Origin of the sequence: Pseudomonas sp. Q2-TVG4-2 (assembly GCF_013620795.1) — a bacterium.
Taxonomy (GTDB): Bacteria; Pseudomonadota; Gammaproteobacteria; order Pseudomonadales; family Pseudomonadaceae; genus Stutzerimonas.
This window is the reverse complement of record NZ_LGLW01000005.1, coordinates 206,557-217,786: the sequence shown is the minus strand read 5'-3', so window position 1 is coordinate 217,786 and position 11,230 is coordinate 206,557. Positions and strand designations below refer to the sequence as shown.

The following is an 11,230-nucleotide window of genomic DNA, read 5'->3' as shown; positions in this document are numbered from 1 at the left end:
GCTGCGACGGGCGCACTCCGAACGCAGCATCGGTCAGCTCATCGAGCTGTTTGTGTTCAGCGTAGACCTTTGTCGTGCGCCAATTGGCGGGACCGACGGCGAAATCTGGCACAGGCCGGTGCCGGTTCTGAGCCAATTCAGTGACTCATGACTAGTCTTCAATCATGACCCGTAAAAAACGACCCGTTGAGAGCCCGGGGGAGATGGTTGCGGCTGCGGGTGCCTGCGGATGACTCGTCAGCCAGCGGCTCCGTTCCCATCGAAAGGCGTGGAGGGAAGAGAATATGAAGATCGAGCGATTCGAAGACCTCATCGACTGGACCCGTGATACCCACCGGGAATTGTCCAGATGCCTGCGCCGGAGCGCGCCGCAACACGAAGAACAGCGGGCACAATGGTTGCTGGCCTATCTCGCCGATCACGAAAAGGCACTGGCCAATACCATCGAACGCGTCGAGCGTCACGCCGACCCGAAGGCCCTGCATACCTGGATTTACGACTACGTGGCGCGCAATCCGGTTATACGCAGCCAGCCCTGTGCCATGCCGTATGCGGCCATGAGCGTCGAGCAGATATCCTACGAACTCTTCACGATCCACAATCAGGTCATGGACCTGTACCGCTCACTGGCGCGTCGGGCCGAAATCGATGGCGCGCGCGACCTTGCCAACGATCTGCTGGCGCTTGAGTCTCATGAAACGATGCGTCTGGCGACGCAGTTCAACCGGGTCAACGAGGTCTGAAACTGAGCAAGGGTTTCGGCCGCCACGGATCGCACTGCTTGCTGCCGGACCGAGGGGCAACCGGCAAGCTCGAACGGCGGCCCGCACAGGCTGCGAATCGAAGCCGGTTGACAGCGTGACGGCTAGCGGGACCTGATCTCAGCGCTTCTCTGGCTCCGGCACATCCGACTCGCTGACATCCTTCTCGCTGATCTTTTCGTCTGCTTCGAGTTCGTCGGCCGCGTCGCCCCGCAGACTTTGCTGCTCGGAGGCAGGGTCGTATTGCAGCTCGACCAGTACCGGAAAATGGTCGGAGCCGAACTGTGGCAAACGCTGGATGCGGATCAGCTGGAAGTGATGGCTATGAAACAGGTGGTCCAGCGGCCAGCGCAGAAACCAGTGCTGGGCATGAAAACTGTTGACCATGTAACGCCCGATCCGAGGGTCGAGTAGCCCGCTGATCTTGCGGAACAGCCGTGTATTGGCTGACCAGGCCACATCATTGAGGTCTCCGGTGACGATGATCGGTGTGTCTCGCTCGTCGTCCTGTACGCTTTTCGCCACCACCAGCAATTCGATATCGCGCTCGGTGGATTCATCATTCTCCGTGGGGCTGGGCGGGGCGGGATGAAGGAAGTGCATGCGGATCGCTACTTGCTCGTTCAGTCGCACCTTGGCGTGCATGGAGGGCACGTCGTCTTCGACCAGAAAACAGGTTTCTGCATTCTCCAGGGGCAACCGTGACCAGACGTGCATACCGTAGAGGTTGTCCAGCGGACAGCGCATGGAGTGGGGATACTCTTCGGCAAGCTCCTCGAGCTGCGCTTCCCACCAGTGATCGGTTTCGAGCGTCACCAGTACATCGGGCCGATGCTTGCGTACCAGTGCCTTGAGCTTGTCAGCCTGACGGTTCGGTGTAAGGACGTTGGCCGCCATGACGCGAATACGCGGCCTGTCGCGGCTCGTGTCGGCGGTTTTCACCTCAGGGCGCCATAACCGGGTATACGGAATGATCCACCAGGCTTGATAGGCGAGGCAGCCGACAACCAGAACGGAGATCATGATCTGCAGCGGCTCGGAGTAGGGCAGCAGCAACGCCTGGGCCAGCAGCAGTGCGAAGGCCAGTACGCACAGCTGCAGACGGGGAAAGTCCAGCCCTCGCACCCACCAGGCTGGGTTCTTCCAGAGCGGCAAGAAGGTCAGCACCAGCAGCAGGCCGGTCGCTGCCAACAAGATCCCTTCGGTCATTCCGATCCTCGGCGCTATCGGCTCGACGTCATGTCAATCCATTCAGGTACCTGAGCACAGGCACAGGGATTCGTCCTATTGATCTGGTGATTGGTTCCGCTTGCGTTGTACTACAGCGCCGTCAAGAACCACGCCTTTACTAGAGCGTAGGCGAGAAATGGAGAAAAAAGGCCTGCCACGCAGAACGTGACAGGCCTTCGATTCCGTTGTTTTCAACCGTATTACAGCGGCTCGCCAATCGCTACGCAGCTGTTCGGTGTGGCAGCGTGCTTTCGCAGGACCGGTAGCTGGGGTTGCTCCGCGCCGCCCGATACGTCCAAGGCGAGGATGTAGTTGCCCCACCATGGGCCCCCGGCCCAGTAAGTGAGAGGCACACAGTTCTCGCGCAGATAGCCAAGCAGGTTATCCATCGCGACGATCGCATCGGGGGCATAGTTCGGAACGCCCATCTCGCCAATGAAGCCGCGCAGATTATTGGTCCGCAGCCAATCTACGAATGGCTTGGCGCGAATGATCCCCAGGTCTGGAGCGAAGGTCTCGGTCTTGTCGACGTACATGCCCGATGTATCGCGGTCGAGGTACATGTGGGCCTCGAAGATCAGCTTGTTCTCAGGGTCGCGCATCCATGGGTCGGCGATGAGCTGAGTGTTGGACTGCGGCCAGTGCCAGGCGCTGGAGAAACGATCCCCGGCGACATAGATCCAGTTAGTCCGGTCGACCTTGCGGATCTCCTTGGCTGCTGCCAGTGCGGCTTCAGGCCAGAGCCCCTTGGTGTTCGGCTCGTTCATCAGGCCATAACCGCTGAGCGCCGGGTGATCGCCTATTTTCAGCGCGATACGTTTCCAGGCGTTGGCGAACGACTTGATCGGTACGCTTTCCGAGCCGATCGGCTCGCGGTAGTAACGGTAGTAGTTGTGCATGTCCAGCACGACCTTTACGCCGTGCTTCTGTGCGAAGTCGAGCGATTGCGTGAGCAGCGCCAACTGCGCAGCGTCGAGCTCGGTGTCCAGTTGCGGCTGGATGCGCTCCCAGAGAAATGGCAGGCGGACCAGTTTCAGACCCTGTTCGGCGTACTTTTTGTAATACGACTCGGCCGGATAGATGTAGTTGGTGCCATGCTTGCCCGGTAGAACCGAGGGCCCGAATGCGGCACCGGACAGAGCGACGCCGACGAGTTGTACGGGCTCGCGCGCTGGCAGTGTTACCTCTGCCAGCGGCGCCGAAGGGGCAGCCGGCAAGAGGGTCGGGGACGGGACCAGGCTTAGCTTGTTCGGATAGCCGATGACGTTGCCGTCAAGCACGGGACCATCCATGAACACAGTCAGCGCGCCGCTGGCAGGCTTTACCGAAGTAATGGTACGTACTTGACCATCCGCCGTGCGTACCGATGCACCCGCAACGAACGCCGCCTTGTTCTGGGCGGTGGCAGCGATCGAAACGCCTGCTGATGCGCGCCAGGACCCGTTGAGCCAGTAAGCGTTGGTGAACTTGTTGATCAGCGCGGCGTAGCTTGATGCAGCGACAGGCGCGCTATCCGGCTTGGTGGCGACCGGAGTCGAGCTGGTGGCGTTACTTACGCTCAGGCGGTTCGGATAACCGATAACGTTCCCGTCCAAGGCTGGACCATTCATGAAGACGGTCAGCGCGCCGCTTGCAGGTTTGATCGATGTGATGGTGCGGATCTGGCCGTCAGCGGTTCGCACGGAGGTACCGACACGAAACGCCGCGATGTTTTGCTGAGTGGCAGCGACCGAAACCCCAGCTGATGCGCGCCAGGAGCCATTCAGCCAGTAGCTGTTGGTGAACTTGTTGATCAGCGCTGAATAGGAAATTCCCGCGGCGCTCGTGCTGCCAGTGGTTGCAGCATGAACATTGCTGACGCCAGGAAGAAAGCCCAACAGGGCGGTTAAGGCAATGACGGAAATGAGGCCTTTGCTGGCGCTCGGAAAGGCTGTAATAGGCATGAGCTCACCGTGACTGGATCAACGAAACGTGAATAAGGCGTCTCGCTGAAGCGAAGCGACAGGAAATCGATCAATAAATGGCGCTGCCGAAGCAGGCGGAACCCACAAACAGAACGAACCACTAGGCAAAACGGAGAGACGGCCAGGCCGGCCTGCCGTTTCGGTTGCGCTTTTATAATTCGTTTTATTTATGATTAAAACCGTGACCGCTTTATTAATGTCGCCAATAAATCGTCAAAAGAATCGATTGATATTATTTTGATATTAGATGGCTACAGCGCTAATAAAGTAGAGCCCGTTTCAAAGCCCTGAATCGCTAGGTTGTAAATATCTTTGGCGCCATTTTTTTGAACTAAAGGCTGACCAATCGCCTGTGACTATTTGGTATGAATCCGACAGGCGGTAAGCTGCTTATTGAACTTCTATAAGTGCGTATGCGTTATGGCGCTTCAGGCCGCCCTGGGTGGTTGGCGAGTTGGCCTGGATGGTCACGTCCCACGTTTTCACACAGCATGGAGATGCCGCGGCGGGGGTTGGTAGCGCTTGTAAAGCGTTCGGGCTTCGGGCAGGGTCGATGTTGGGTCTCTTGCTGCGGAGCTATTCCATGTCGGACCTTTACCCTCACGTCGATCCCGATGGGCTGATTGAATACTCGGTTGTATTCACGGACCGATCTCTAAATCACATGTCTCGGTCGTTCCAGATCGTGATGAACGACATTTCCACTACGCTCAGATCCGTCTACAACGCCGATGCGGTGGCAGTAGTGCCGGGCAGTGGCACCTTCGGTATGGAAGCGGTAGCGCGCCAGCTGGCACATGGGCGCAGATGTCTGGTGATTCGCAACGGCTGGTTCAGTTATCGCTGGAGCCAGATATTTGAGATGGGCGCGATTCCAGAGCGATCCACGGTGCTCAAGGCGCGACCGCAAAGCCAGGCGTCCCAGGCGGCGTATATACCTGCGCCGATAGACGAAGTAGTCGCAACCATTGCTGCGCAGAAGCCGGACCTGGTGTTCGCGCCCCATGTGGAAACCTCGTCCGGGATGATCCTGCCTGACGACTATCTACGTGCCGTGGGCGACGCCGTGCATGCGGTTGGTGGTTTGTTCGTTTTGGATTGCATCGCCTCCGGCGCCCTCTGGGTGGACATGCAGGCAAGCGGGGTCGATGTACTGATCAGCGCGCCGCAAAAAGGCTGGAGCGCATCGCCTTGCTGTGCGCTGGTAATGCTCAGCAAGGCTGCCCGGTCTCGCATTGAGGCGACCCAGAGCAGCAGCTTCTCCTGTGATTTGAAGAAATGGCTGCAGATCATGCAGGCCTACGAACAGGGTGGACACGCCTATCACGCGACCATGCCGACCGATGCCCTGGCGCGTTTCCGCGATGTCATGTCGGAAACCAAGGATTACGGCTTCGAGACCCTTCGTACCCAGCAGCTTGAATTGGGCCATCGGGTGCGGACGCTATTGGCCGAGAAGGGGTTCAGCAGTGTCGCGGCCGATGGCTTCGAGGCGCCAGGCGTAGTGGTGTGTTACACGACCGACAGTGAAATCAGGAGCGGTAGCAAGTTCGCCGCCAAAGGGCTGCAGATCGCGGCCGGCGTACCCTTGCAATGTGACGAGCCGAGCGATTTCCAGACCTTCCGCATCGGTTTATTCGGATTGGAGAAGTTGAGAAACCTCGACCGTACCGTGAACATCCTGGAACAGGCATTGGGCGAGATACTCGCGGGCAGCCGCTAGCTCGCCGTTGATACTGAGTACCCGCTTGTTGCCAGGGGAGGGTGGCAACAGGCATATCGGCTCCGCGTATCGAGCCGTTTGGCTTCAATCGAACCATTGTGAAAAATCGCTGTAACCTGCGTCCTAGACACATTAATGAAACAAAATTGTGTTTGCGCATGTGCTCAGGATAGCTACGCTGAACCTATACAAGGCGACTACAACAAGAGAGGGGCTCAGTATGATCAACAACCAGAATGCTCAGGTCGTTGCACTCGAATTGTGGCGCTTCTGTGCACATTGCATAGCCATAATCGTCGTTGTAGGAGCGGTACTTATTGGTTTCCTTGGATCCTGGGACCTAGCACTCAAGGTCGGTGTGCTACCACTGTTGGCGCTCGTGGCCGCCGATGCGTTGGCCAAGCGGCGGGAGCATGAGATTCAAGTAAGGAATTCCTAACCCTCGCTACCCTGCGCAAACCGTCACGGGGCTTGCGCAGGGTGCCATCCGCAGCCCTATAGTGTGTACCGAGTCGTCTAGCCTGCGTTTGGCGAGCGGTGACAAACACTACTGCGCATACCAGCAACAACTCGTCCTGTATCAACCTTCCCATTGCCTTCGCGCTGTCGCCATACCGTGCCAGCGAGTTCAGACGCGCCGGCATCTGTGTCGTTGACCTGGCGTTACCGCAGATTCGAAGCCTCCTCGTCCGCCAGGTAATCGGCGAAGTACTCCAGCGCGGCCAGGTTCTTGTCCTTGGCCTCGAACATGATGTCGAAGCGATCCAGAAACTCACGGGCGTAAAGGTTCGTCCAGCGATTCCACATGCGCTTGCTGTGGCTGTAGAGGTCGCGCTTGCTTACACGCTGTAGCAGGGCGTGCATATCGAGTTTCTCTTCTGCTGAAAACCCCTCGGCGATCAAGCTTTCCGGTGGCTGCGAGTAATGCATGGTCGGCCTCACGCCACGCCAGCTGTCGATGATCTGCGCCACGCGTGCGTCATGCGGGTCGATATAGCGCTCCTCGTTGATCCAACAATGATGGATATCCAGCACAACGGGTGCCAGATCGGCCAGCTGCAGGCAGTCATCGACGCCATACGTTTTTTCTTCGTTCTCGAAGGTGATGCAGTGGCGCGCCTCCTGCGACAGGCGCGGCCAGACAGCACGGATGCCATCGACGCCCAGACGGCCAGCGATATGCACGTTGCATTTGAAGTCCTGGAACTGCCGGCCGAAGCCCATCATGCGGATCATGTCGGCGTGGTACTCGAATTCCGCCAGGCTGTTTTCCACCACCTGCGGCTTATCCGACGCCAGCACGCAGTACTGGCCCGGATGCAGCGACAAGCGAATGGCCTGCGCTCTTGCGCACTCGCCTATTCTGGCGAATCCGGCCTCCAGGGTCGCTCTGACCTCGGACTGCTGGTAAAACTCGGCGGCCTCGGGGTGGCTGTAGAACGGCAGCAGATCGCTGCTCAGCCGGAGCATGCGCAATGGCGCTGGCAAGCTGCCAACGTAGTCCAGCAGGCGCAGCTGCGCGGCCAGGTTGTGTTCGATGATGCCGCTGAGCTTTTCACGAGCGATGTCCTGGGACACGCTGTTGAGCCAGCGCAGCGTGGTTGAGCGCGGATTGAATGCGCGTTCGATGGCCTCCAGCTCCTTCAGCGATTCGCTATGGCCGGGATGCCGATACATGCAGGCGAAACCGATTCTGTACATGGGAACCTGTGGCGTGTTGCGCAATGGAATGCGGCAAGCGTCGCGGACGACTGTTCTGTTTAGTCGTCAGCTCGCCCGTAGGGTGCCATGCAGGTGACGAACGTCGTGGTCTAACGCAGGGCGACCACTGCGCGGTCAGACGCCAGCCCATCGCGAAAAACCCTTACCATATCAACCATCTGTTCATGCTCTGGTTGATTTCATGTTGTCTGCCGTCAAGCGCTACAAGCTGCTCGTCTCGGGTGCGCTGGCGCGTTGTTTTCCACGCACCTCGGCCTATTTGCAATCGGAAGATAACTTGGTGCTGCGGCCCTGGCCCGGTGCTGTTCCCAAGCAGGCCGGCAAGCGCGCCTCCCAGTCATCCCCCAAGCTCGGCCGCAACGTCAAGAAAACCGAGTTCTCCGCCAAGCCCACGCAGCCCGCCAAGCCACGAGCCAAACCGCGCAAGCCCGGTGGCGAAGGCATCTATGGCCCGGCAAAACTTTCCGTCGAGGATCAGCAGATTCAGGCCATGCGTCTGCGCGTCGGTCGTGCGGTCGACGCCGGTGTGATCTGCGCGCCATCCGAAGAACAATGGGCAATGATCCTCAGCGACAGCCCAGTGACGCGGATTTTCGCGGGCGCCGGTTCAGGCAAATCCACCACACTGGTACTTCGGGTGGTGTTCATGCTGTGTCACCTGGAGATCCCGCCGGAGCGGCTTACGGTGATCTCATTCACCAACGCGTCCTGCGCGCAACTGCGCGAGCAGCTGATCAGGGTGCTGGGTTTCTGGAATGTCGAGTTCGACCCGGCCACGGTTCGCCGATGCGTGCGCACCTTCCACTCGTCTATGGCCGAGCTGGCCAGGGATGTGTTGGGAAAACCGGTCTGGTTCGAACAGCTGGACGATAAGGGCGCCTCGCCGACTGAGCTGGACAATCCGCTGACGTCCTCGCGCCTGCGCCCGGCACAGCAGCGGCTGCTGAAGCAGGCGTACCAGCGTTGTTACGCCGAAGAGGATGGCTTCCGCACGCTGGTTCACAAGCTGCTGGATCTGCCACAGCCTGTCACCGAAAACGCTAAACGCACCCTGCCAAAGGCGCCGCTGGATATGTTCAAGCTGGTAGGAGAGTTCGCTCCGGCTCCGCTGTTCGAAGTGTTCTACGCACAGGCGGGCTTCATCGAAAGCATCGGCATTCGCATCGAGCAAATGCAGACCAGCCGGATGACCTGCTCGGAGCGCGAACGATGGTTCATCGAGGCGCTGGTCCTGTTTTGGAAGCATTTCCAGACCACGCTGCAGGCACAGGGGTTGATGACGTTCAACGGTGCCTTCCAGCAACTCACACAGCGACTGGCGTCGGGCAGCGGAAGTGTTTCCATGGACGCCCTGGCACCGTTCAGTCATCTGTTGATCGACGAGTTCCAGGACATCTCGCCGCAGATCGTGCAATGGCTACAGGCGCTGCATCGATCGCTGGCCAGCCAGGGCGAGGCCGTGAGTCTGATGGCCATTGGCGACGATTGGCAGTCGATCTATGGCTGGCGTGGCAGTTCGCCGGAGTTGTTCATGGATTTCGACAAGTACTTCCCAAGTAGAGGCGCGTCGAAGAAGAGCAGGGTGCTGCTGTTGGAAACCAACTATCGATCCATCGAGCCGATCATTCGCGATGGCGAGGCGGTATTGGCTGGCGTCGAGTTCAAGCAGGCAAACGTCAGCAAAGCCGGCAAGACGACGCAACCCGGCGATCACGGCGTGAAGCTGGTGACCCGCTTCGATGTGAAGGCGCGTTTGCCTGAACTGATCAAAGAGATCAAGGCACAGTGCGAGCACGTCGCAACCCGGCCGAATGCGGATTGTAGCGCCGTATTGGTGCTCAGCCGGCGCAACGAACCACTACGCGCTATCCAGGCCGAGCTAGACAAGAAGCTGCCGGTCAAGGCCTACACCATTCACCGGGCCAAGGGGTTGCAGGCGGAGGTCGCCATCATCATCGACGACTGCCTGCCGCCAGAAAAGCATCCGCTGCGCAATGCGCTGTACGCCTATTCGGGTTTCTTCCGAAACAGTTATGACCAGGCCATGGCTGACGAGAACCTGCGCTTGGCCTACGTGGCAATCACTCGTGGCGTGAGTCGGGTACTCTGGTTCACCCAGAAAGCTCAAGGCGCAACGCGCCTGCTTACGGCGCAAAGGAAAACGCTCTGATAGGTTGAACCATCGCATGCCAGAGAAACAACCTGCAGCCTGACACGCTGAAGCAAGGCAGCTGGCGATTGCCATCGATTTACGGTTAGGGTTTGATTTGGCGATGAACGCCGACCGAAGAGAGGGTGATTGCATGCTGAAGCTATGGGGCCGAATCAATTCGACCAACGTGAAGAAGGCGCTCTGGTGCCTGGAAGAGCTTGGTGTTCCCTATACCCGCGTCGATGCGGGAGGTGCTTTCGGCGTAGTGGGTGAATCTGAATACGCCGAAAAGAACCCGAATCGGCTGGTGCCTTGCCTCGAAGACGGCGACTTTGTGCTGTGGGAATCCAACGCCATCGTTCGCTACCTGGCCGCGCAGTATGGCGAGGGCACGCTGTGGAGTGCTGAACCGCGCCAGCGCGCCTCGGCGGACAAGTGGATGGATTGGGTGACGTCATCTCTGGCAGCGCCCTTCCGTCCGGTATTCTGGAACATGGTGCGTACCGCCCCCGAAAAACGCGACATGGCCGCCGTGAATGCAGCGATGGAGCAATGCGGCAAGCTTCTCGCCGTCGCTGATCAAGCCTTGGCGGAACAACCGTATCTGTCGGGCGAATCCTTTGGCATGGGCGATATTCCACTAGGCTGCTTCGCCTACGCCTGGTTTGAGATGCCCATTGAACGCCCAGACCTGCCAAACCTGCGCAGCTGGTATGAGCGACTGCAACAGCGCCCGGCGTATCAGACCGCGGTGATCACACCGCTGACCTGACAGCCCTCAGCGACTGGTGGACTCGTTGTCCAGCCAGTCGAACAAGGCCTTGACTGGGGGATGCCGCTCACGGCCGGGTACGCAGAGCGCCGTGTAGTTCGCCCCGGGGACGGTTATCTCGGGGCGGTAGGGTTGCAGCAGTCCCATCGCCAGACTCTGCGATACCAGCACGTTGCTCGCCAGCACCAGGCCTTGCCCGGCGATGGCGGCCTGCAAGGCGTAATGCTCCTCGTCGTATTCGCGCAATTCGGTGGTTTCCAGCCATGACTCGCCAGCGGCTTCGCACCAGGCTTTCCAGCTGCGATCGTAAAGCTGCGAGTTACGCCAGCGAACAGTGATCAGCGTTAGCCGCGTCGGATCGAGGGAGGCGAGTAGCCCTGGTGCGCCATATACGCCGAAGCACTCGTCGAGCAAGCACTGGCTGTGCAGGGTGGAGTGGTTGCCGTAGCCATAGCGGATCACCAGATCGATGCTGGCGTCCTGATGTAGATTGAGCAGCTCGGTGCTGGTTTCGACACGCACCTTGATGCCGGGATGCACCTGATAGAAACGGCCGAGGCGAGGAATCAGCCAGAGCGCCGCGAAGGCCGGTGTGGTGGACAGGGTCAGGCTGCCGATGCTCGGCTGCGGGCGCAGATGATCGACGGTTTGCACGACCTCGAGCAACGCTCCGTGCAGGCTGCGGAACAACCGCTCGCCGCACTCGGTCAGGCGCACGCCTCGAGCCATGCGCTGGAACAGCGGCACGCCCAGCCATCCTTCGAGCGACTTGACCTGATGCGACACCGCCGTGGGCGTGACGGCGAGCTCTTCGGCCGCCGCCTTGAAGCTTTGCAGCCGCGCGGCGGATTCGAAGGTGCGCAATGCAGTGAGTGGCAGGTTCGCGAACATGATGCCCTCAGGTGA

At 59.3% G+C, this 11,230-nt stretch carries 8 protein-coding genes; 4 read left to right on the top strand and 4 right to left on the bottom strand.

From position 1 onward, the window contains the following. Positions 1–284: 284 nt before the first annotated feature. Positions 285–743 carry an ATPase gene (locus H3028_RS12155; RefSeq protein ID WP_181297268.1) on the top strand — a complete coding sequence of 153 codons (459 nt, stop codon included), beginning with the start codon at positions 285–287 and terminating at the stop codon, positions 741–743. Positions 744–881: 138 nt separating this feature from the next. On the opposite strand, the gene H3028_RS12150 is transcribed toward H3028_RS12155, so the two are convergent. Then, positions 882–1,970 carry an endonuclease/exonuclease/phosphatase family protein gene (locus H3028_RS12150; RefSeq protein WP_181297267.1) on the bottom strand — a complete coding sequence of 363 codons (1,089 nt, stop codon included), beginning with the start codon at positions 1,968–1,970 and terminating at the stop codon, positions 882–884. Positions 1,971–2,191: 221 nt separating this feature from the next. Beyond that, on the bottom strand, positions 2,192–3,934 hold the full coding sequence (locus H3028_RS12145) for a glycoside hydrolase family 5 protein (protein ID WP_219920120.1): 1,743 nt from the start codon (positions 3,932–3,934) through the stop codon (positions 2,192–2,194). Between the two features lie 604 nt (positions 3,935–4,538). On the opposite strand from H3028_RS12145, the gene H3028_RS12140 reads away from it, so the two are divergent. Further along, positions 4,539–5,678, top strand: coding sequence for an aminotransferase class V-fold PLP-dependent enzyme (locus H3028_RS12140; RefSeq protein WP_181297266.1), 1,140 nt, complete (start codon positions 4,539–4,541; stop codon positions 5,676–5,678). Between the two features lie 663 nt (positions 5,679–6,341). Here H3028_RS12140 and H3028_RS12135 read toward each other — a convergent pair. Continuing rightward, on the bottom strand, positions 6,342–7,379 hold the full coding sequence (locus H3028_RS12135; RefSeq protein ID WP_181297265.1) for a UV damage endonuclease UvsE: 1,038 nt from the start codon (positions 7,377–7,379) through the stop codon (positions 6,342–6,344). Between the two features lie 202 nt (positions 7,380–7,581). Between H3028_RS12135 and H3028_RS12130 the strand changes: the two genes are divergently transcribed. Further along, positions 7,582–9,570, top strand: a complete 1,989-nt coding sequence (locus H3028_RS12130) for a DEAD/DEAH box helicase (protein WP_181297264.1) — start codon at positions 7,582–7,584, stop codon at positions 9,568–9,570. A gap of 133 nt (positions 9,571–9,703) precedes the next feature. Next, positions 9,704–10,324 carry a glutathione S-transferase gene (locus H3028_RS12125; protein WP_181297263.1) on the top strand — a complete coding sequence of 207 codons (621 nt, stop codon included), beginning with the start codon at positions 9,704–9,706 and terminating at the stop codon, positions 10,322–10,324. A 6-nt stretch (positions 10,325–10,330) separates the two neighbouring features. Here H3028_RS12125 and H3028_RS12120 read toward each other — a convergent pair whose 3' ends face one another. After that, positions 10,331–11,215, bottom strand: a complete 885-nt coding sequence (locus H3028_RS12120; RefSeq protein ID WP_181297262.1) for a LysR substrate-binding domain-containing protein — start codon at positions 11,213–11,215, stop codon at positions 10,331–10,333. Positions 11,216–11,230 lie beyond the last annotated feature (15 nt).